This is a genomic window from Mycobacterium sp. DL592, from assembly GCF_011694515.1.
GTDB lineage: Bacteria > Actinomycetota > Actinomycetes > Mycobacteriales > Mycobacteriaceae > Mycobacterium.
The window spans coordinates 164,155-183,439 of sequence record NZ_CP050192.1; the positions used below are offsets into that span (position 1 = coordinate 164,155).

Annotated in this window: 22 protein-coding genes and 1 tRNA gene; 16 read left to right on the plus strand and 7 right to left on the minus strand. The window is 66.9% G+C overall.

Annotation, left to right across the window (positions count from 1 at the left end; translation table 11 throughout):
- Positions 1-10 precede the first annotated feature (10 nt).
- A complete protein-coding gene (locus HBE64_RS00720; protein ID WP_167096837.1) occupies positions 11-799 on the minus strand; it encodes an SDR family NAD(P)-dependent oxidoreductase in 789 nt (262 codons plus the stop codon).
- 1 nt (position 800) lies between these two features.
- On the minus strand, positions 801-1,844 hold the full coding sequence (locus tag HBE64_RS00725; RefSeq protein ID WP_167096839.1) for a phosphotransferase family protein: 1,044 nt from the start codon (positions 1,842-1,844) through the stop codon (positions 801-803).
- Between the two features lie 65 nt (positions 1,845-1,909).
- On the opposite strand from HBE64_RS00725, the gene HBE64_RS00730 reads away from it, so the two are divergent.
- Positions 1,910-3,070, plus strand: coding sequence for a CaiB/BaiF CoA-transferase family protein (locus tag HBE64_RS00730; protein ID WP_167096841.1), 1,161 nt, complete (start codon positions 1,910-1,912; stop codon positions 3,068-3,070).
- Here HBE64_RS00730 and HBE64_RS00735 read toward each other — a convergent pair.
- Positions 3,056-4,117, minus strand: coding sequence for a putative zinc-binding metallopeptidase (locus HBE64_RS00735; RefSeq protein ID WP_167108420.1), 1,062 nt, complete (start codon positions 4,115-4,117; stop codon positions 3,056-3,058). The two genes, HBE64_RS00730 and HBE64_RS00735, sit on opposite strands and share 15 nt — an antisense overlap.
- Positions 4,118-4,192: 75 nt before the next feature.
- Here HBE64_RS00735 and HBE64_RS00740 point away from each other — a divergent pair, with 75 nt between their 5' ends.
- Genes HBE64_RS00740 through HBE64_RS00750 form a run of 3 tightly spaced genes read left to right on the plus strand, consistent with a single transcriptional unit; the run spans position 4,193 to position 7,166 of the window.
- Positions 4,193-5,476 (plus strand): wax ester/triacylglycerol synthase domain-containing protein, encoded by a 1,284-nt coding sequence (locus HBE64_RS00740; RefSeq protein WP_167096843.1) that lies wholly within the window; start codon positions 4,193-4,195, stop codon positions 5,474-5,476.
- 14 nt (positions 5,477-5,490) lie between these two features.
- Positions 5,491-6,096: a histidine phosphatase family protein gene (locus HBE64_RS00745; protein WP_167096845.1), complete on the plus strand. Its 606-nt coding sequence runs from the start codon at positions 5,491-5,493 to the stop codon at positions 6,094-6,096.
- Positions 6,097-6,119: 23 nt separating this feature from the next.
- On the plus strand, positions 6,120-7,166 hold the full coding sequence (locus HBE64_RS00750; protein WP_167096847.1) for a phosphotransferase family protein: 1,047 nt from the start codon (positions 6,120-6,122) through the stop codon (positions 7,164-7,166).
- A gap of 3 nt (positions 7,167-7,169) precedes the next feature.
- On the opposite strand, the gene HBE64_RS00755 is transcribed toward HBE64_RS00750, so the two are convergent.
- Positions 7,170-7,541, minus strand: a complete 372-nt coding sequence (locus HBE64_RS00755; protein WP_167096849.1) for a lipopolysaccharide assembly LapA domain-containing protein — start codon at positions 7,539-7,541, stop codon at positions 7,170-7,172.
- 142 nt (positions 7,542-7,683) lie between these two features.
- On the opposite strand from HBE64_RS00755, the gene HBE64_RS00760 reads away from it, so the two are divergent.
- The 5 genes from HBE64_RS00760 (at position 7,684) to HBE64_RS00780 (ending at position 11,762) form a co-directional block, all read left to right on the plus strand.
- On the plus strand, positions 7,684-8,637 hold the full coding sequence (locus HBE64_RS00760) for an ABC transporter substrate-binding protein (RefSeq protein ID WP_167096851.1): 954 nt from the start codon (positions 7,684-7,686) through the stop codon (positions 8,635-8,637).
- On the plus strand, positions 8,638-9,729 hold the full coding sequence (locus HBE64_RS00765; RefSeq protein ID WP_167096853.1) for an ABC transporter ATP-binding protein: 1,092 nt from the start codon (positions 8,638-8,640) through the stop codon (positions 9,727-9,729).
- A 4-nt stretch (positions 9,730-9,733) separates the two neighbouring features.
- On the plus strand, positions 9,734-10,378 hold the full coding sequence (locus tag HBE64_RS00770) for an ABC transporter permease (protein ID WP_167096855.1): 645 nt from the start codon (positions 9,734-9,736) through the stop codon (positions 10,376-10,378).
- Positions 10,375-11,163 carry an ABC transporter permease gene (locus HBE64_RS00775; protein ID WP_167096857.1) on the plus strand — a complete coding sequence of 263 codons (789 nt, stop codon included), beginning with the start codon at positions 10,375-10,377 and terminating at the stop codon, positions 11,161-11,163. Before HBE64_RS00770 ends, HBE64_RS00775 begins: the two co-directional genes overlap by 4 nt.
- A gap of 71 nt (positions 11,164-11,234) precedes the next feature.
- The gene (locus HBE64_RS00780) at positions 11,235-11,762 is read left to right on the plus strand and encodes a putative glycolipid-binding domain-containing protein (RefSeq protein WP_243841457.1); all 528 of its coding nucleotides are present in this window, start codon (positions 11,235-11,237) and stop codon (positions 11,760-11,762) included.
- Here HBE64_RS00780 and HBE64_RS00785 read toward each other — a convergent pair.
- On the minus strand, positions 11,725-12,669 hold the full coding sequence (locus HBE64_RS00785; RefSeq protein WP_243841591.1) for a prephenate dehydrogenase: 945 nt from the start codon (positions 12,667-12,669) through the stop codon (positions 11,725-11,727). The genes HBE64_RS00780 and HBE64_RS00785 overlap by 38 nt on opposite strands.
- A gap of 96 nt (positions 12,670-12,765) precedes the next feature.
- Between HBE64_RS00785 and HBE64_RS00790 the strand changes: the two genes are divergently transcribed.
- The 5 genes from HBE64_RS00790 (at position 12,766) to HBE64_RS00810 (ending at position 14,983) form a co-directional block, all read left to right on the plus strand.
- Positions 12,766-13,284 carry a tRNA adenosine deaminase-associated protein gene (locus tag HBE64_RS00790; protein ID WP_167096863.1) on the plus strand — a complete coding sequence of 173 codons (519 nt, stop codon included), beginning with the start codon at positions 12,766-12,768 and terminating at the stop codon, positions 13,282-13,284.
- Positions 13,281-13,742 (plus strand): nucleoside deaminase, encoded by a 462-nt coding sequence (locus HBE64_RS00795; protein ID WP_167096865.1) that lies wholly within the window; start codon positions 13,281-13,283, stop codon positions 13,740-13,742. Before HBE64_RS00790 ends, HBE64_RS00795 begins: the two co-directional genes overlap by 4 nt.
- A 28-nt stretch (positions 13,743-13,770) precedes the next feature.
- Positions 13,771-13,861: transfer RNA gene (locus tag HBE64_RS00800), tRNA-Ser, on the plus strand.
- Positions 13,862-14,225: 364 nt separating this feature from the next.
- The gene (locus tag HBE64_RS00805; protein WP_167096867.1) at positions 14,226-14,627 is read left to right on the plus strand and encodes a hypothetical protein; all 402 of its coding nucleotides are present in this window, start codon (positions 14,226-14,228) and stop codon (positions 14,625-14,627) included.
- Positions 14,624-14,983: a hypothetical protein gene (locus HBE64_RS00810; protein WP_167096869.1), complete on the plus strand. Its 360-nt coding sequence runs from the start codon at positions 14,624-14,626 to the stop codon at positions 14,981-14,983. Before HBE64_RS00805 ends, HBE64_RS00810 begins: the two co-directional genes overlap by 4 nt.
- Positions 14,984-15,814: 831 nt before the next feature.
- Here HBE64_RS00810 and HBE64_RS00815 read toward each other — a convergent pair.
- Complete coding sequence (locus HBE64_RS00815; protein ID WP_167096871.1) at positions 15,815-16,768, minus strand: hypothetical protein; 954 nt, start codon at positions 16,766-16,768, stop codon at positions 15,815-15,817.
- Between the two features lie 163 nt (positions 16,769-16,931).
- Here HBE64_RS00815 and HBE64_RS00820 point away from each other — a divergent pair, with 163 nt between their 5' ends.
- A complete protein-coding gene (locus HBE64_RS00820) occupies positions 16,932-17,207 on the plus strand; it encodes a hypothetical protein (RefSeq protein WP_167096873.1) in 276 nt (91 codons plus the stop codon).
- Here HBE64_RS00820 and HBE64_RS00825 read toward each other — a convergent pair.
- Positions 17,198-17,728: a hypothetical protein gene (locus tag HBE64_RS00825; protein ID WP_167096875.1), complete on the minus strand. Its 531-nt coding sequence runs from the start codon at positions 17,726-17,728 to the stop codon at positions 17,198-17,200. The two genes, HBE64_RS00820 and HBE64_RS00825, sit on opposite strands and share 10 nt — an antisense overlap.
- A gap of 139 nt (positions 17,729-17,867) precedes the next feature.
- Between HBE64_RS00825 and HBE64_RS00830 the strand changes: the two genes are divergently transcribed.
- Entirely contained in the window at positions 17,868-19,229 is a 1,362-nt protein-coding gene (locus HBE64_RS00830) for a wax ester/triacylglycerol synthase family O-acyltransferase (RefSeq protein ID WP_167096877.1), read from the plus strand.
- Positions 19,230-19,285 lie beyond the last annotated feature (56 nt).

Consider the following 19,285-nt stretch of genomic DNA (forward strand, 5'->3'; position numbering starts at 1 on the left):
TCAGTCTCCTTTAGGGAATGCCGCCGTCGGCGCGCAGGATGGAGCCGGTGGTGAAGCTGGATGCGTCCGACATCAAAAACAATGCGGCGCCGATGATTTCGTCGGGCTGCCCGGCCCGTTGCAGGGCATGCCGGACGAAGGGGTTGTGGTCGCCACCGGCCCGGGCCGCCGGGCCGAGATCGTTCAAGCCCCAGGCCTTGCTGATGTCGGTGAGGAACGGTCCGGGCATCAGCGTGTTGACCCGCACCGTGGGCCCGAACGCCTGAGCCAATCCCTCGGTCATCGCATTGAGGCCGGCCTTGGACGCCGCGTAGGGGATGAACGACGGGTGCGGGCGCAGCGAGCCGTGCGTGCTGACGTTGATGATCGCCCCGCCACCGTCGGCGACCATCCGCTCGCCGACGAGTGCCGACAGCCGGAACGGCCCCTTGAGGTTGAGGTTCATCACCGCGTCGAACAGTCTCTCGCTGACGTCGGTGAGCTTGTCGTAGGTCGGCGACATGCCGGCGTTGTTCACCAGGACGTCGACCTTGCCGAACCGGTCGTAGACGGCCTCGACCAAGCCGTCGAGCTCATCCCAGCGGCCCACGTGAACGCCGTACGGCATTGCGGTACGGCCGGTTTGGGCCTCGATCTCCGCGGCAGTCTCAACACAGGTGTCGTACTTGCGGCTCGCGATGACCACGTCGGCTCCGCAGCGCGCCGCGGCGAAGGCCATCTCCCGGCCCAGGCCTCGGCTGCCGCCGGTGATCAGCACGACGCGGTCGGTCAGGTCGAAAAGATCGTCGGCATAGCCCATTTCAGGAATCCTTACCGGACTGGGCCAGTCTGGCCGCGGTGGCGATCAACTCGGGAACCATCGTCTTGAACGCTTCGACGACCTTTGGATCGGCCTTACCGCCGGACACCGCCGCCGCGTAGGTCTTCTCCAGCACGATGCCGAGCTTCCAGTTCGCCAGCACCAGGTAGTAGTGGATGTTCTCGGTCGAGAGTCCGCTGACCGTCTCGTAGTGGGCCAGTAGTTCACTGCGGGTGGGCATCCCGTCCATGGATAGATAGAAGCCCTGCTCCTTCGGCTTCTCTCCCTCGTAGCCCAGCAGCGCCCAGGCCACGTCGAGTAGCGGGTCACCGATCGTGGTCATCTCCCAGTCGACGATCGCCGCCAGCCGGGCCGGCGCCCCGTGGGCGTACATGACGTTGGCGAACTGGTAGTCGCCGTGCATGATGCCCGGCGTGAAGTGGGCGGGCCGGTTGTCGCGTAACCACTCGGCGGCCACGTCCAGGCCGGGCAGTTCGCGGACCTGGTAGGCCGACAGGAACGACAGCCAGCGATCCACCTGGCGATCGTGGAACCCCTCGGGCTTGCCGAAGCCCTCCAGTCCCTGTGCTTTCCAGTCGAGCCTGCCGAGCTTGGCGGCCCCCTCGATGAGCTGGAACGCCAGGCCGCGGCGCGCGTCGAGATCGGTGTCGAACGGCGTCTCCCACCCACCGTCCATCGGGCTCCACCCGTCGATCTCCTTCATCAGATAGAACGGTTTGCCCAGCACCACTCCGCTCTCGTCGCAGGCCACGAGCTCGGCGTGTGGGACGTCGGTGCCTTTGAGCGCACGTTCCAGGCGGATCTCACGCAGCAGCTCACCCAGGCGCCGGTCGTCGGCGCGTGGTCCGGGCATCCGCAACACCATGCGCTGGCCGCCGCGGCTGACCCGGTAGAGCAGGTTCTGAGACCCGCCTTTGAGGATCTCGACGACCGGCTCCTCGCCGTCCCCCGGTGCGTCCTGGGTATCCAGCCAGCGGCCCAGCGCCGTGCTGTCCAGGTGCTCGTGACTATCGGTTCTCGCCATGGCACTCCTTGATCTCCGTCTGGAGAATAGCATTCTCCAGACGTCGCGCCAGTAGTGTTCCGGGAATGCCAGGACCTTTGGACGGGATCAGAGTTGTCGAGCTCGGGGTGTGGGTGGCCGGACCGGCTGCCGGGGGCATCCTCGCGGACTGGGGCGCCGACGTGGTCAAGATCGAACCGCCGGCCGGTGACCCCGCCCGGATGTTCGGCCGGATGCTGGGCATCGACGACGGCAGCAGCCCGCCGTTCGAGATGGACAACCGCTCCAAGCGCAGCATCGTGCTGGACCTGACCACCGAGGATCATCGGGCGATAGCCCACGAATTGATCACCCGCGCCGACGTTTTCATCACCAATGTCCGCCCGGACGCGCTGCTTCGCCTCGGCCTGGACTATCCGGCGGTCGCGCAGCACAACCCGGGACTGGTCTACGGGTTGATCACCGGCTATGGCGAGACCGGCCCCGACGCCAACCGGCCCGCCTACGACATCGCCGCGTTCTGGGCCCGCGGCGGGGTGGCCGGCCTGCTGACCCGACCCGGTGACACCCCGCCCTTCCAGCGCGGCGGCATGGGCGACCACCTGACCGGCATGACGCTGGCCGCCGCGGTCAATGCCGCGCTGGTGGCCCGGTCGCGGTCGGGGTCGGGGCAACTGGTCACCACCTCGCTCTACCGCCAGGGCACCTACACCGTCAGCTTCGACCTCAACACGTTCCTGTTGAGCGGCTCGCCGATCTCCATCGGTCAGCGTGAGTCGATGGGCAACCCCTGTATGAACAACTACCTGGCCGCAGACGGGCGGCGGTTCTGGCTCGTCGGGTTGGAGGCCGACCGGCACTGGCCGCCGCTGTGCCGCGCGGTCAATCGGCCGGAGTGGTTGGAAGACAGCACATTCGGCACGGCGCGCGACCGCGCGAAGAACGCCCGCTCCCTCATCGCCGCCCTCGATGAAATCTTCGCCACCAAGACCCTCGACGAGTGGGCGGAGATCTTCGAGGCCGAGCCCGAGCTGTTCTGGTCGCCGGTGAACTCGATGGAGGACATCCTCGGTGACGAACAGTTCTACGCAGGCGGCGGGCTCGTCGACGTGCCCGACGGCGACTCGTCGGTCCCGATGATCGCCACCCCGGTCGACTTCCATGGCACCCCGTGGGCACCCAGATCAGTGGCACCGCAACTCGGCGAGCACACCGAGGAGATCCTCGCCGAACTACGCGAGCGCTGACTGCCGCACGACGGTGTGCACGAAACCCAGCTTGGTGGCCACCGGCTCGCTGATCTCGAACGGGTACAGCGGGTTCTTGCCCATCGCGGTATTCACCCGGTTGAAGAACAGTGAGATCCACTTCCAGTCGAAGAGCAGCTGGTCGATCGAGGCGTCGGCGTAGGACTCCAGCGGGACGATGTCACGCGGCCAGGCGAACCTGACCCGGTCCTTGTGCAGCACCAGGCCGCCCTCGCGGGCGGTGTCGATGGTGTCGGTGATGTGCAGATAGTGGGCGAAGCACTCGGCGAAGTCTTCCCACGGGTGCATGGTCGCGTACTCGGAGATGAACGAGTCGGTCCAGTCCGCAGGCGCCCCGAACTCGTAGTGTCGCTTGATGGCGTCGGTATAGCTGGCGCGCTCGTCGCCGAACAGTTCGCGGCAGCGGTCCAGGTAATGCGCTGCGCCGGACCCGGTCTCGACGAGAATGCTCTGGTAGTAATGCCCGACCTCGTGGCGGAAGTGGCCGAGCATGGTTCGGTACGGTTCACCCAGGCGTACTCGCAGCGATTCCCGGTATGCGTCAAGGGATTCCACCAAGTCGATGGTGATCACGCCGCCGGCATGCCCGATCGTGATGCGCTCGCCGGTGCTGTAGCTGGACAGCAGATCGAACGCCAGGCCGCCGTCTCGGCGCCACCAGGGCTCGATGGGCAGTCCGAGATCGTCGAGTTGGTAGACCAGCCTGCGCAGCGCCACCGTGGTGGGCGCCAGCTTCTCCAATGCGATCGTGTCGTCGGATTCGGGTTCGCGGCGGATCAACGAGTCCGCCAGGCAGCGGCCCCGTTGCCCGGCGGGCACGCTGTCGGGCACCAGCCAGTTACACCCCAGCGGTTCGGCCTGTGTGCAGCGCACCCACGTGACGCCGTCGATGAGCGCGGCACCGTCGGTCAGGGCGACCATCGTCCGGCTCGGCAGATGCAGGCCCACCTCGGTGCCACACGACGGGCAGCGATCACGCTCGAACAGAACGAAGTTGTGGCACACCGGGCAGGCAAAGGCGCGCATGGAGCTCATCGTTGCACGTGGGCCCTGCTAAAAGAGCGGTGTTCAGGCCAGGCACCGAGCCGTACGCTGTGGCAGATGCCGCCCGACGATGCCGACCGCCTCTCCGAGGACGACGGCCGCATCCTCAATCTGGAGTCGGCCTCGATCACCGGGCACACCCTCAAGCTGATGATTCTCGAACCCGGCGCCGGTGCCCTCGATCTCGAGACGCTGCAGGCCGCCGTGGCCGCGCGGCTCGACTCCCAGCCGCGCGCGACGCATCGGGTGGACAGCTCCGGTGCGGTCCCGCGCTGGGTTCCGGCGGAGGCGTTCGACATCCGCCAGCACATCCGCCGTCGCAGCGACCCGCAGTGCGTCTCCACCGCCGACCTGTGGCGGATCGTCGGCGGGCTGATGTCCGAACACCTCGACCGCAGCAGGCCGCTGTGGACCTTCGACGTGATCGGCCCGCTGCCCGACGGCCGGGAGGCGATCGCCGCGCGTATCCATCACGCGATGGCCGACGGGATCGCCGGGGTGCACTTCCTCGATGCCCTGCTCTTCGATGCCCGAGCTGAAGCCGGTGCCGCGGGTGCCCAGCCCGGCCTCCGTGAGGCACCCAAGCCGACCCGGCTGGCCGAAGCGCGGCGGCTGCCCGGCGCCGTCCTGCGCGAGCTGGGCCACCCCGGCGGGCATTCCCCCTTCGACCGGCCGATCACCATCGCCCGCGAACTGGCCTTCGTCGTCGCCCCGCTGGCACAGTTCAAGACCATCGGCGCCGCGCGGCCCCACCCCGCGACGGTCAACGACGTCCTGCTCGCCACGATCGCCGGTGGGCTGCGGATGTGGGTCGGCACGTCTACGGCACGCCAGCTTCGCGCGCAGATCCCGGTGAGCCTGCACCACCGCGACGAGTCAGCGGCCGCCGCGGGCAACCGGGATTCGTTTCTCAACATCGACCTACCGATCGACGAGCCCGATCCGCTGATCCGCCTTGACCGCATCAGCGCCGAGACCCGCCGCCGTAAGCGCCTCGATGACGCCGACGAAATGTACGACCTGTTCCACGCGCTGGGCCGGATCGGCCACATCCGCTCGGCCGCACAACGGCTGGCCGGCAGCGCACGCGAGTTCAGCCTGTCGATATCGAACGTTCCCGGACCGCGCGAGCCGGTGAGCGTATCCGGACGGCGGGTGCAGAACCTGTTCTCCTCGTCCGAGCCTGCTGCCCACCACGCGCTGCGGATCACCGCGATCTCCTGTGCCGGTGAGATGGGCATCGGCTTGTGCACCGACCCCACCGCGCTGCCCGACATCGCCCGTCTCGCTGACGCGATCGAGGCATCGTATGCTGAATTGCTCTCTGCGACAGACCCTTAAGGACCACCCCACCCATGCAGTTGCTGTTCGTCAGGCACGCCTTGCCGTTTCGCACCGAGGCTGGTGAGGGTTCTGATCCCGAACTGTCCGAAGAGGGCTGGCAGCAAGCCCGTCGACTACCCGACGCGCTGGCCCGCTTTCCGCTGACCCGGCTGGTCAGCAGCCCCCAGCGCCGCGCGATGCAGACCGCCGAGCCGGTGGCGCAAAGCCGCGGCCTGAGCCTCGACATCGACGATCGGCTGGCCGAGTACGACCGGGGCCTGTCGCACTACGTGCCCATCGAGCAGGTGCGTGCCGAACGTCCCGAGGAGTGGGCCCGGATGGCCGCGGGTCACCTGCCCAGCAGCGTCGACGAGGGGGAGTTCACCGCACGGGTGATGGCGGCGGTGTCCGATCTGGTCGCCGGCTGCGAGCACGACGACACCGTGGCGGTGTTCAGCCACGGCGGGGTGATCAACGTGGTGCTGCACGAACTGCTCGGCACAGCCCGGCTGCTGTCGTTCCCGATCGACTATGTGTCGGTGACCAGGATCTTGTATGCGCGCACCGGCCAGGCCACGGTGGCTTCGGTCAACGGCACCGAGCACGTCTGGGATCTTCTGCCCCGCAACAAGCGTTGAGGCAGATCCGTTATACATAGCGTGTGACTGGACTCGACGGCCTCGATCTGACGGCACTGGACGCCCATCTGCGCTCGGTGGGGATTCCGCGCAGCGGGGAACTGCGGGGCGAACTCCTCTCCGGCGGCCGGTCCAATCTGACGTTCCTGGTCTACGACGACGCCACCAAGTGGGTGCTGCGCCGCCCGCCGCTACACGGCCTGACACCGTCGGCGCACGACATGGCCCGTGAGTACCGGGTGGTGGCGGCATTGGCCGGCAGCCCGGTCCCGGTCGCCCCCGCGGTGACGATGCGCGACGACGACTCGGTGCTGGGCGCACCGTTTCAGATGGTGGAGTACGTCGACGGACGGGTGGTGCGCACCCGCGCCGAGCTCGAGGCGCTCGGGGGACCCGATGTGGTCAGCGCGAGTGTGGACAGCCTGATCAAGGTGTTGGTCGACCTGCACGAGGTCGACCCTGACGCGGTGGGCCTGTCCGACTTCGGCAAACCCACCGGCTACCTCGAGCGCCAGGTGCGACGGTGGGGGTCCCAGTGGGACCTCGTCCGGCTGCCGGATGACCCGCGTGACGACGATGTGCGGCGGTTGCACACCCAACTCGCCGAATCCATTCCGGTACAAAGCCGTACGTCGATCGTCCACGGTGACTACCGGATCGACAACACCATGCTCGACAACCAGGACCCGACAGTTGTTCGGGCCGTGCTGGATTGGGAGCTCTCGACGCTCGGCGACCCGCTGTCCGACGCGGCGCTGATGTGCGTCCACCGCGACCCCGCGCTGAACCTGATCTTCGGCGAGGAGATGGCGTGGTCGGCCCCGACCATGCCGGCACCGGAAGAACTCGCTCACCGGTACTCGGTGGTCTCGGGTAATCCTCTGGCGCACTGGAACTTCCAGATGGCCCTGGGCTACTTCAAGTTGGGCATCATCGTTGCCGGGATCGACTTCCGGCGGCGGATGGCGGCCGCCGACGACGAGAACTCCCAGGCCGGCGTCTTGCTAGGTCAGGCTGTTTCCGTACTGATCAGTGGTGGACTGGCGGCGCTGGCCGACCGTTCGCTGTAGCCGTCAGCTCTGCCGTGCCGCCTTGAGGTTCTTCTTGGCTGCGCGGCGCAGCTGGAAGATCCGGGCTGCACCGACCAGCACCGCGACCAGACCCCCGCAGACGGCCGCCGCCAGGATCGCGACACCCAGCGGCAGCGTCCACTGCCAGCCGAGGAAGGCGAACTTGGCCGACTCGGTGTTCTGCGCCACGAAGATCAGCAGGACGGTAAGGATCAGGAAGCCGAAGATGAGCGACGTCCACAGTGCAGCTGCCCTGGTGAAGCCCACCTCCGATACCGGTTGAGCGGGTACTTTCGCCGGCTCGGGCGGCGGCGGGGGCACCGCCGGCCCCGGCGGCGTCGGATCGGTAGGCGATACCTCGGGTTCGCTGCTCATAACGCCATCTTTGCCCTTTCGAGGCGGGAAAGAAACCACCAACGGGGTAACCAGAGGCTGACACCCACAGTGATTCAAATCTGGGCGCCGACGGCTCGGGGTCGTTAGTGTCGGTCAAGGGATGGGGTGGAAAGGACGCTCAATGATCGCGTCGCGTCGATCGAGGCGAATGCGGTTGGCGGTGCTGCTGGTTGCGCTCGTCGTGCCGCTGGCCGCCGGCTGTGGCAGTTCGAACCCGCTCGGCGGCGGTTCGGCGTCGGGCGATCTCAAGACGTTGGTTGTGGGTTCCGCGGACTTTCCCGAGTCGAAGATCATCGCCGAGATCTACGCACAAGCCCTGGAGGCCAACGGGTTCACCGTGGGCAGGCAGTTCGGTATCGGCAGCCGGGAAACCTACGTCCCAGCGGTGCGTGACCACTCGATCGACCTGGTGCCCGAGTACACCGGAAACCTGCTGCAGTACTTCAATCCCAAGGCCAACGTGACCACCCCGGACCAGGTCGAGCTGGCGCTGATCCGGGCTCTGCCGGGGGACTTGTCGATTCTGACGCCCGCACCGGCTAATGACACCGACACCGTGGCGGTCACTTCGGAGACTGCGCAGAAGTGGAACCTCAAGACCATCGGTGACCTCGCCGCACATTCAGCCGAGGTGAAGTTCGGTGCGCCGTCGGAATTCCAGAGCCGCACCGAGGGACTGCCCGGTCTGAAGGCCAAGTACGGGCTGGACATCAAGCCGGACAACTTCGTCTCCATCAGCGACGGCGGCGGCCCGGCCACGGTGCGCGCACTGCTGGACGGCACTGTCACCGCGGCCGACATCTTCAGCACCTCCCCGGCGATACCGCAGAACAAGCTGGTCGTGCTCGAGGACCCGAAGAACAACTTCCTGGCGGCCAACGTCGTTCCCCTGGTGAGTTCGCAGAAGAAGTCCGAGGAACTGAAGAAGGTGCTCGACGCGGTCTCGGCCAAGCTCACCACGGCGGGGCTGATCGAACTCAACACCGCGGTGTCGGGCAACTCCGGCGTCGATCCCGACCAGGCCGCACGAAAGTGGATCAGCGACAACGGGTTCGACAAGCCGATCGGGAAATAGATGATCACCTTCGCCAACGTCACCAAGACCTACCCCGACGGAACCGTCGCCGTCGACGACCTCACCCTCGAGGTGCCGAGCGGAACGCTGACCGTGTTCGTCGGCCCGTCGGGCTGCGGCAAGACCACCTCGATGCGGATGATCAACCGGATGATCGAGCCGACGTCGGGGACGATCAGTGTCGACGGCCGCGACATCGCCGGCGTGAACCCGGTCAAACTGCGCCTCGGGATCGGCTACGTCATTCAGAGCGGCGGGCTGATGCCGCACCAACGGGTCATCGACAACGTCGCGACCGTCCCGGTGCTCAAGGGCCAGTCCCGCAGGGAAGCCCGCAAGGCCGCCTACGACGTGCTTGAGCGGGTGGGGCTGGACCCGAAACTGGGCGACCGCTACCCCGCGCAGCTCTCCGGTGGCCAGCAGCAGCGTGTCGGTGTGGCCAGGGCACTGGCCGCCGACCCCCCGATCCTGCTGATGGACGAACCGTTCTCGGCGGTCGACCCGGTGGTGCGCGACGAGTTGCAGGTCGAAATCCTGCGTCTGCAAGACGAATTGCGCAAAACCATCGTCTTCGTCACCCACGACATCGACGAGGCGATCACCCTCGGCGACCGGGTCGCGGTCTTCGGGCCCGGCGGCACGCTGCAGCAGTACGACGCACCCGCACGGCTGCTGTCCAACCCGGCCAACGACTTCGTGGCCGGCTTCATCGGCGCCGACCGCGGCTACCGAGGCCTGCAGTTCAAGGCCGCCGCCGGCCTGCCCCTGCACGACGTCGCCACGGTGACCGAGGCCGGGATCGACGCGCTGTCGCTGGCACCCGGTGACTGGCGGCTGGTCACCAGGGATGACGGCCGGCCATACGCGTGGATCAACGCCGACGGGGTGCAGCTGCACCGCGGCGGAAGTTCGTTGTACGACAGCACGATCGCCGGCGGATCGCTGTTCGGCCCGGACGGCACCCTGCGCCTGGCGCTGGACGCGGCACTGTCCTCACCGTCCGGGCTCGGGGTGGCCGTCGACGGCGACGGGCAGGTGATCGGCGGAGTGAAGGCCGCCGATGTGCTGGCCGCCCTGGACGGCGACGGGTGAGCCGATGAACTATCTGCTCACCCATCTCGACAAGGCCTGGGCGCTGACGGTCATCCATCTGCGGCTGTCGCTGATCCCGGTGGTGCTCGGCCTGCTGATCGCGTTGCCGCTGGGTGCCTTCGTGTGGCGGACCACGGCGCTGCGCCGGCTCACCACGGTAACCGCCAGCATCATCTTCACCATCCCGTCGCTGGCACTGTTCGTGGTGCTGCCGCTGATCATTCCCACCCGGATCCTCGACGAGGCCAACGTCATCGTCGCGCTCACCCTCTACACCACCGCGCTGCTGGTTCGGGCGGTGCCCGAAGCGCTGGATGCGGTCCCGGGTCAGGTGCGCGACGCCGCCACCGCCGTCGGCTACACCGGTTTGTCCCGGATGCTCAAAGTTGAACTGCCGCTGTCGATTCCGGTTCTCATCGCCGGACTCAGAGTCGTCGCAGTAACCAATATCTCGATGGTCTCGGTCGGCTCGGTGATCGGCATCGGCGGGCTGGGCACCTGGTTCACCGAGGGCTATCAGGCCGACAAGAGCGACCAGATCGTCGCCGGGATCATCGCGATCTTCGTGCTCGCGATCGTCATCGACGTCCTCATCCTGCTGGCCGGGCGGGCCATCACGCCGTGGGCGCGGGCGAAGGCGGCGGCATGAACTTCCTCAACCAAGCGCTGAGCTTCATCTTCACCGCAGCCAACTGGGAGGGTAAGTCCGGCATCGGCGCCCGCATCCTGGAACACCTGCAGTACACCGCCATCGCGGTCGTCGTCTCCGCGCTGATCGCCATCCCGATCGGCCTGCTGATCGGGCACACCGGGCGCGGCACCTTCCTGGTCGTCACCGGGGTCAACGCGCTGCGAGCCCTGCCGACCCTGGGTGTGCTGTTGCTCGGCGTGCTGCTCTGGGGCCTGGGTCTGCTGCCGCCGACCATCGCGCTGATGTTGCTGGGCATCCCGCCGCTGCTGGCAGGCACCTACGCCGGGGTGGCCAACGTCGATCCGAAAATCGTCGACGCGGCCCGCTCGATGGGGATGACCGAGACGCAGGTCCTCACCCGCGTCGAGGTGCCCAACGCGCTGCCGCTCATCCTGGGCGGGCTGCGCACCGCGACGCTGCAGGTGGTCGCCACGGCCACCGTGGCCGCCTACGCCAGCCTTGGCGGGCTGGGCCGCTACCTGATCGACGGCATCAAGATCCGCCAGTTCCACATCGCGTTGGTCGGTGCGCTGCTTGTCACGGTGCTGGCGCTGGCGCTCGACGCGTTGCTGGCCCTGGCGGTGTGGTCCTCGGTGCCCGGCGCCGGCCGGTTCCGCCGGATGCCGCAACCGCTGCTCGACGATGAGATCAGTTTCGACTCGAAAGCACCCACATCACAGAAGAGCCGCACTTGGCGACCTGGCTACGAACGCGGCGACCCGTCGCTTACGGTAGACGGGTGAGTGCAGCCAAAGATGCGACTGAAAGCGCTTGGCCGGCGACCCTGACCTGGCGCGCATACGACGCTTCGCGGATGGAATCCACCCGCGTCCAGTTGTCGGGAAACCGGATCAAGGCCTACGGCCGCATCGTGGCCGCCGCAGCCGGGACGCATCCCGCGTTCAGCGCCTCATATGACCTGGTCACCGACGAGAGCGGCGCCACAAAGCGGCTGTCGCTGAGCATCACACTGGCCGAGCGCGACCGCCAGCTGTCGATCGCCCGCGACGACGAGAACATGTGGCTGATCACCGACCACCAGGGCCAGTCGCGCGGCTCCTACGAGGGTGCGCTCGACGTCGACGTCGTCTTCAGCCCGTTCTTCAACGCACTGCCGATCCGGCGCACCGGCCTCTACCGCCGGGCCGATTCGGTGACCCTGCCGGTGGTCTACGTGAACCTGCCCGACCTCACCGTCAGCCAGGCGTCGATCAGCTACAGCAGTTCCGGGGCGGACGGCAGTGAGGGCATCAAACTGCATTCGCCGGTGGCCGAAACCACCATCACCGTCGACGCCGACGGGTTCATCCTCGACTACCCGGGCCTGGCAGAGCGGATCTGATCACCCCGCCGGCGCGGCCGGCGGCGGCGAGTTCCTCGCGCCAGTTCTCCCCGCCTAGGGCGGTCGTGACGATCTGCGGGCGCGAGAAGCTGTCATAGCGGGCGCGTGCGGCGTGCCCGGCCTCGACCAGTTCGGCCACCGAGCCCTTGTCGGCCAGCGACGCCCTGGTGTGGGTCAGCAGGTCCAGCGCCCGGTCGAGAAGGGGCAGCAGCTGCTCGGCGTTGGCCTCGCACATCGCCCGCACCAAATCCGGCGAGGTCGCCGCCACCCGGGTGCCGTCCCGGAAAGAACCGGCCGCCAGCGAGAAAGCCAGCGGCACTTCGCCTGCGGTGATCGCCAGCGCCTCGGCCAGCAGGTGCGGCAGGTGGGAGATACTCGCCGCCGCGGCGTCGTGCTCGTCGGACTTGGCCGGAACCACGACAGCACCGCAGTCCAGCGCCAGGTGCATCACCTGCGCCCACACCCCGGCGTCGACGTGCTCGTCGACCGACAACACCCACGGGGCGCCGGTGAACAACCGGGCGTCCCCGGCGGCCCAGCCGGAGTGCGCCGTGCCTGCCATCGGATGCCCGCCGACGTAGCGGTCCACCAGGCCGGCCTTGCGCACCTGTGCCAGGACCGCACCCTTGACGCTGATGACATCGGTCAGCGGGCACTCGGGGGCGACGTCCTTGACGTGGCTGAGCATCAGCGACAGCGCGGGCATCGGCACGGCCAGGAGGATCAGAGCCTCACGCTCGGCCGCCCAGGACAACGCCTCGGTGAGGTCGGTGGTGGCGCCGAAGCCGTCCACCTTGGCCGCGTCGGCGCCCTCGACCGACCGGTTGTATCCGAACGTCTCGCGCCCGGCCGCCACCGTCGCGCGCATCACTGATCCGCCGATCAGGCCCAGCCCGAGCACGCACACGGGAGTCTTCGTCACATCTTCCAGGTTGGCACATCGACCCTGGCCGCTACCGATTGCCTGGTCAAAAGGCCTGCTCAGCGACTAGCGTATGCGGCCATGGGAGCACAGCGAGCGTCAGCACCGGGGTCGGCGGACACCCCGGACGGCTTCGGCGTGGCTGTGGTCCGCGAGGAAGGCAAGTGGCGGTGTTCGCCGCTGAGCGCCAAGGTGTTGACGAGTTTGAACGCCGCCGAAACCGAGTTGCGTGAATTGCGCAGTGCCGGAGCGGTGTTCGGGCTGCTCGACATCGACGACGAATTCTTCCTGATCGTGCGCCCGGCGCCGTCGGGCACCCGGCTGCTGCTCTCGGACGCCACCGCCGCACTGGACTATGACATCGCCGCGGAGGCGCTGGAGACCCTCGACGCCGACATTTCCGCCGAAGATCTCGAGGATTCCGACCCCTTCGAGGAGGGCGATCTCGGGGTGCTCGCCGATATCGGCCTGCCCGAGGCGGTGCTGGGCGTGATTCTCGCCGAGACCGACCTCTACGCCGACGAACAGCTGGGCCGGATCGCCCGCGAGATGGGGTTCGCCGACGAGTTGGCGGCAGTTCTGGACCGCCTCGATCGGTGAGCTCCGACGAGTCGCTGATTCGCGCAGCGATCGCGGCTGCCGGCGCGGCCGGACCCGATGACGTGCCGATCGGTGCGGTGGTGTTCGGCCCCGACGGTCGTGAGCTGGCCCGGGCCGCCAATGCCCGCGAAGAACTGGGTGATCCGACCGCGCACGCCGAGATCCTGGCGCTGCGGGCCGCTGCCCGGGTGTACGGCGACGGGTGGCGGCTGGAAGGCACCACGATCGCGGTGACGGTGGAACCGTGCACGATGTGCGCGGGCGCGCTGGTGATGGCGCGGGTGGGCACCGTGGTGTTCGGGGCGTGGGAGCCCAAGACCGGCGCGGTGGGCTCGCTGTGGGACGTGGTGCGTGATCGGCGGCTGACGCACCGCCCGCAGGTGCGCGGGGGAGTGCTGGCCGACGAGTGCGCCGCGCTGCTGGAGGGCTTTTTCGCCCGTCAACGCGATTTGGGTTAGCCCGGGCCGGGACCGTAAGCTTGCCGACGGTGGCGTGTCCGAGCGGCCTAAGGAGCACGCCTCGAAAGCGTGTGACGGGTAACCCCCGTCCGAGGGTTCAAATCCCTCCGCCACCGCCATAGTCCTGATCCTGTTCGCGCAGGTGAAGGGCTATTTCTATGTTTGCCTGCGCGGTGGCTTGCCCATCCTGTGCCCACATTCGTTGCTGGGCCGGCCAACTACGACGGGAAGTCGACCGCGACGGTGGCAATGCCCCAGGAGGTTGGCAGCCCAAGATACGAGAGAGCGGCCAAGGGAGCGATTCAGTTCGACGCAAATTGGTGAGCGGAAGTCGGCGACACAGCACAAGGTCCCAGGTGAGCGAGCACCTGTTGGATTCCGAGAAGGCACTAAGGCCTCAGAACGGCTGCAGGAATGACGGCGCCGGGCAAATACGCGACTCAAGCTGCTGAGGACATGGGTCGGGTTCACTACCATCGAGCGGTGCCCGACGACGGACCCGACCCAAACGCCTTGGTTGTTCGGCTCCGTCCCGTCGCTCCTGAAGCGATGCTGGCACAGGCCGAAAAGGCGCACCGCCACAACGGACATTTTCGTCTCTCGGTCTTTGCCGACAAGCTTCGAGAAGGCGAGGAGGAGGCTGCGTTGATCGACCGCTTGCTAGACGCAGCGGAGGTGAGTGGGATCCTTCGGGCGAATAATCCCAAGTACTGGTTCTGTCAGCGGGCAGGGGATCTGCTGGACGACGGCTTCAAGTTCGTAAAGGACGGATATCCTGGCGAAGTGCCGGAACATTGGTCGATAGACCTTGGCAACACGCCGTCCTTGCATGACACTGAGAAACTCGCAGGCCATTTGACTGGACCGGGAAGGTGGGATTCGTGAGCATCGAGATCATCATCGACCCGAATGTTCGAGTCGCTGACAACCGTACGTATAGCGGCTTCGAAGACGTGTTGGGCGGCTTCGTGGAGGACCTCGTGCCAGGAGCGCCGGTCGTGGTGCTCGAAGAGGAATCAGATGTTGTGGGCAATGCCACCGTCTACGAGGTTGACTACGAGAAGGAATTGATCTACCTCACCGTCAATTGGTCATCGTTGGCCCCACGGCTTAGTCGTCCGTTGCCTTCAGCCAGCGTGTCGGCAGTGGTCCGAGCCACCGTCGGCCCGGTGCCGCACGAGGAATCAAACCTCGGGTTCAACGTGAGCCGAGTAGGTATCGACTACCTCATCTCCGCCTGATGATCCAAGCGTCGCTACTCCTGTGCGACTTCGCCCAGGTGGCCGAGGGGAAGCTGTACATCGCTGGGGGCGGATGGTCATACGCCAACCGGTTGCAGGGATACCTCGCAGGGATGCTGAAGTTGCCCTGGGAATATGCACAGAAGCCAGTCAGAGGTCGCCTGTTGCTCGTTGACGACGCGGGAGTGCCGGTCCCCGCGATTCACGGCGAAGGATCTGTTCGTACTGAGTTTGAGTTAGTTTCAGCGCCAGCGATGTCAGCTGCGAGGGGTCTGCCAATCGATGCTCCAATCGCTCTACCTCTCCCGCCACGGGAATTGCCCCATGGCGCCTACACTCTGGTCTTTGAGATCAACGGCGAACGCAGACCCGAATGGGAGTTGACCTTCCGAATCGTCGGCGCTGAATCGGAAGAGCTGCAAGGGAGAACCCCGCACCTACGCTCATAGTGCCGCCGCCATCGCCGTTGCCCATCGGCTCGCACTACCGACCCGAGTTCACCGGTTATCGGATACCAAGTGCTGTTTGTTGAGCTTGCTGTTACGTCAACCGCAGCTCTGGACCCCGCCTGGCCTTAGCGACCTGATCCTGGGTTTCGAGACCATCGAGGCTTCTCAGCCTCCACACGCGCCCTTGCGTGTCTCCCAAACGACTTTCCCACTTCAGCCTCTTTGGCCGCAGCCCCTAGGCGGCGAAGCTGATCGTTCACGCTTCCAATCGCCTCCTCTTCGATAGTGGCCAGCGGCACCTGAACACTACCGAAGTGCTCCTGTAGGTCGCGCTGAAGCTTGTCCATTGCCACCGCACGCTTCTGTTTCGCACACTCGACGCTCAGGGCTTGTGCGCGGTGATGCCGGTGCCCGAGATCTGGATGCGGTTGCGGCTGCCCGGGCCCGCGGTCACCGTGTTGCTCTCGCCCGTCACTGTTGCCGAGTTGTGGTTCGACGTGCCGGTGGGGTTGGTCGGATCGCCAACCCGGACGGTGTTGTTCTCGCCGATGACGAATCCGCGGTTGCTTTGTCCGCCACCGACGTTGACCGTGTTTGTGCTGCCAAGGGCGATCGCGTTGTTGCCGTCGCCGAAGGTCACCGTCACGGTGTTTCCCTTGCCGAAAGCGGTGGACTGATTGCGATTGCCGGTACCCGCGTAGGCGATGTTGTTGCGACCGAATGCGGTGGAGCGGTTGAAGTCGCCGTCGGCAGCCGACGCGGAGTTGTTGTCGCCGATGGAGCTCGCCACGTTGAAGTTGCCCGTTCCGGTTTGTCCGCCGGCCCAGGCCGTGCTCTTGTCACCCATCGCGGTGGCGACGTTGAAGTTGCCGTTGCGGGCGTTTGCGGTGGCGTTGATGCCGCGCGCGCTGGCAATGTTGAAGTTGCCGAACGACGCCAGCGCCTCGCCGCCGTTCTGCGCGAGCGCGAGGTTGCCGACACCGGTGAAGGCACCGGCCGACGAACTATCACCCACCGCGATCGCGGTGCTGAAGATGTCGTTCGCTCCGCTGCCGGCAACGGCGTTGGCTCCCGTGCCGATCGCGAAGGCCAGCCCGAAGATGCCCGCGCTGCTGGCTGTGGCTCCCGGCCCGAACGCCACCGCCAGCCCGAGCAGACCCGTCGACGAGCAGCTCGCCGAACCGGTGTGCAGATTGAGCGAACCCGCCGACACGCACGCGTCGACTGCCCTGGCCGGTGCCGGAGTGCTCACTGCCAGGGTCAGCGCGGCCGCCGCTCCCATGGCGAGCGCGCCTGCATACCGAACGCGGTTGTGGGTTGCTGTGATTGAGGACATCTGACCCCCCTTTGCTCGCGGGCCGCCGTTGGCTCGCGTCATCGCGAATCTAACGCCGCGCCCAGCAACACTCGCCGCATTTCCGCAGAAATTGACGTTCGTGTTGAATGCGCTCCCAGGAAGCTGGCCTACCCTGGCGTCATCGACAAGGGGGGTAGTGATCATGGCGAACATTGCACTGGGCGGCCGACGCATGATCTACGTTGCCGCGGGCATCGCGATCGCGCTGGCCCCGGCAGCGTTCGCCGTATCAGCCCCGCAGGCGCCGCACGTCCTGGCGCAATGCCAGGACACCGACACCGAGGACAGCTTCTCGATGAACTGCGCCCCGACGGTCATCCCCGACACCAGCGACCAGCTCACCGAAGCCGAGGTCGCCCAGCCCGGCTTCAACGGCGGGGGTGGTGGGAGCGGTGGCGGTGGCGGCGGTCATCGCTGACCGAGATCCCCGTTGAGGATTGCCTTGGCCGTCGTCAGGTGATCGATCGCTTTGGCGAGGTAGGTCTGATACGTCGCGGCGTCGTCGGGCAGCCGCGAGTCGGTGAACCGCAAGCACCCGTGGGCGGCTGTGTTGACGTCGTCGATCATGCTCTGCAGTTCGGCCGTCAACACGGGATCCGGTGTGGGCAGATCGGCTTGCAACCCGACCGCGTTGGTGTCGTGCAGGCGTTGGCAACCGGAGCGGACACCCGCTTCGTCATTGCGGTCGGTGGCCTCGGACACCTGCTCGAGGGCTCGGGCGGATTCCTTGAAGTGGTCACCGGCACGGGCTTCCCACGCGCGCATCGCGACCGCGAGGTCCGACGGCGCACCCGTCGTCTGCGTCGTCGGCCGCGGCTCGGCCGTGTCGGCGGGGTGGCGGGCCGTGCCGATGAGCGTGATCACCACAAGCCCCACCCCGACCAGCGTCGCCCCGACGAGCACAGCCACCGCTGCCCGCATGCGGTGATTGGCCACCATGGCACTCACGGTGCGCCGTCGCGGCCCGGGCAGACAGGGTCTTTCGGCCCGAAAAGCGGTATCGGCAGCAATGTGATCGATCCCGAATAGCGAACCGGTGTAATGGGCACACCGGTGGCACCGGACTCGGAGGAGAACAATGGAACTGATATCACCGACCGATTCGATGTTCCTGCTGGCCGAGTCCCGCGAGCATCCGATGCACGTCGGCGGGTTGCAATTGTTCGAGCCGCCCGAGGGCGCGGGCCCGGACTTCATCCGGGACATCTTCTCGAGGCTGCTGACCTACGAGGATGTCCAGCCGACCTTCCGTAAACATCCCGGCGAACTGTTCGGCGGGATCGCTAATCTGGCGTGGTCGTTCGACCGTGACATCGACCTCGAATACCACCTGCGGCGCTCGGCGCTGCCGTCGCCCGGCCGTGTCCGTGAGCTGCTCGAGCTGACGTCGCGGCTACACGGCACGCTGCTCGACCGGCATCGTCCGCTGTGGGAGGCGCACCTCGTCGAGGGGCTCAACGACGGCCGCTTCGCGGTCTACACCAAGGTGCATCACGCGCTCCTCGACGGCGTTTCGGCGATGCGGCTGATGCGCCGGTCGCTGTCGGAGGATCCGTTGCACCCGGAGTTGCACGCGCCGTGGAGCATCGGTCCGCGCCAGCGCGACCGGAGTCAACCGCGGTCCTCGCGGTTGGGTGGACTGGCAAGAGCCGCGGGATCGGTTGCGGCCCTGGGTCCTTCAGTGTTCACACTGGCCCGGGCGGCGCTGATCGAGCAGCAGCTCACCCTCCCGTTCGGCGCGCCGAAGACGATGTTCAATGTTGCGATCGGCGGTGCGCGCCGGTGCGCGGCACAGTCGTGGCCACTCAAACGCGTCACCGCGGTCAAGGACGCCGCCGGGGTCACCGTCAACGACGTCGTCCTGGCGATGTGCGCAGGGGCGCTGCGGGCCTACCTCCTCGAGCAGAATGCCCTGCCGGACCGCCCGCTGATTGCCATGGTGCCGGTGAACCTGCGCCCCGAGGACGACACCTCCAGCGGCGGCAACATGGTCGGCACCATCCTGTGCAGCCTCGCCACCGACGTCGAGGATCCGGCGCACCGGCTCGACACCATCCACGCGTCGATACGCGGCAACAAAGAAGTGTTCGCGCAGCTGCCCAGAATGCAGCAACTGGCCCTGTCGGCGTTCATCATCGCACCGTTGGCGCTGTCCCTGCTGCCGGCGCTGGCATCGGCTGCGCAGCCACCGTTCAACATCGTCATCTCCAACGTGCCCGGCGCGCGCGAGCCGCTGTACTGGCGCGGTGCAAAACTCGACGGCAACTACCCGATGTCGATCGCGCTCGACGGCCAGGCGCTCAACATCACCTTGTCGAACAACGCCGACAATCTCGACTTCGGCCTCGTCGGCTGCCGCCGCAGCGTCCCGCATCTCCAGCGCTTGCTCGGCCACCTGGAGGACTCGCTGACCGGACTCGAACGGGCGCACGGCGTTTAGCCGAGTCATCTCTAGTCAAACGAGAAGGCGGCGACGACCCCTCAGGTCGCCGCCGC

What these genes read in the sequence shown, in the direction of transcription:
- HBE64_RS00720 (WP_167096837.1), bottom strand. Translation starts at nt 799, where the DNA reads ATGGGCTATGCCGACGATCTTTTCGACCTGACCGACCGCGTCGTGCTG.
- HBE64_RS00725 (WP_167096839.1), bottom strand. Translation starts at nt 1,844, where the DNA reads ATGGCGAGAACCGATAGTCACGAGCACCTGGACAGCACGGCGCTGGGC.
- HBE64_RS00730 (WP_167096841.1), top strand. Translation starts at nt 1,910, where the DNA reads ATGCCAGGACCTTTGGACGGGATCAGAGTTGTCGAGCTCGGGGTGTGG.
- HBE64_RS00735 (WP_167108420.1), bottom strand. Translation starts at nt 4,117, where the DNA reads ATGCGCGCCTTTGCCTGCCCGGTGTGCCACAACTTCGTTCTGTTCGAG.
- HBE64_RS00740 (WP_167096843.1), top strand. Translation starts at nt 4,193, where the DNA reads ATGCCGCCCGACGATGCCGACCGCCTCTCCGAGGACGACGGCCGCATC.
- HBE64_RS00745 (WP_167096845.1), top strand. Translation starts at nt 5,491, where the DNA reads ATGCAGTTGCTGTTCGTCAGGCACGCCTTGCCGTTTCGCACCGAGGCT.
- HBE64_RS00755 (WP_167096849.1), bottom strand. Translation starts at nt 7,541, where the DNA reads ATGAGCAGCGAACCCGAGGTATCGCCTACCGATCCGACGCCGCCGGGG.
- HBE64_RS00760 (WP_167096851.1), top strand. Translation starts at nt 7,684, where the DNA reads ATGATCGCGTCGCGTCGATCGAGGCGAATGCGGTTGGCGGTGCTGCTG.
- HBE64_RS00765 (WP_167096853.1), top strand. Translation starts at nt 8,638, where the DNA reads ATGATCACCTTCGCCAACGTCACCAAGACCTACCCCGACGGAACCGTC.
- HBE64_RS00770 (WP_167096855.1), top strand. Translation starts at nt 9,734, where the DNA reads ATGAACTATCTGCTCACCCATCTCGACAAGGCCTGGGCGCTGACGGTC.
- HBE64_RS00775 (WP_167096857.1), top strand. Translation starts at nt 10,375, where the DNA reads ATGAACTTCCTCAACCAAGCGCTGAGCTTCATCTTCACCGCAGCCAAC.
- HBE64_RS00780 (WP_243841457.1), top strand. Translation starts at nt 11,235, where the DNA reads ATGGAATCCACCCGCGTCCAGTTGTCGGGAAACCGGATCAAGGCCTAC.
- HBE64_RS00790 (WP_167096863.1), top strand. Translation starts at nt 12,766, where the DNA reads ATGGGAGCACAGCGAGCGTCAGCACCGGGGTCGGCGGACACCCCGGAC.
- HBE64_RS00815 (WP_167096871.1), bottom strand. Translation starts at nt 16,768, where the DNA reads ATGTCCTCAATCACAGCAACCCACAACCGCGTTCGGTATGCAGGCGCG.
- HBE64_RS00820 (WP_167096873.1), top strand. Translation starts at nt 16,932, where the DNA reads ATGGCGAACATTGCACTGGGCGGCCGACGCATGATCTACGTTGCCGCG.
- HBE64_RS00825 (WP_167096875.1), bottom strand. Translation starts at nt 17,728, where the DNA reads ATGGTGGCCAATCACCGCATGCGGGCAGCGGTGGCTGTGCTCGTCGGG.
- HBE64_RS00830 (WP_167096877.1), top strand. Translation starts at nt 17,868, where the DNA reads ATGGAACTGATATCACCGACCGATTCGATGTTCCTGCTGGCCGAGTCC.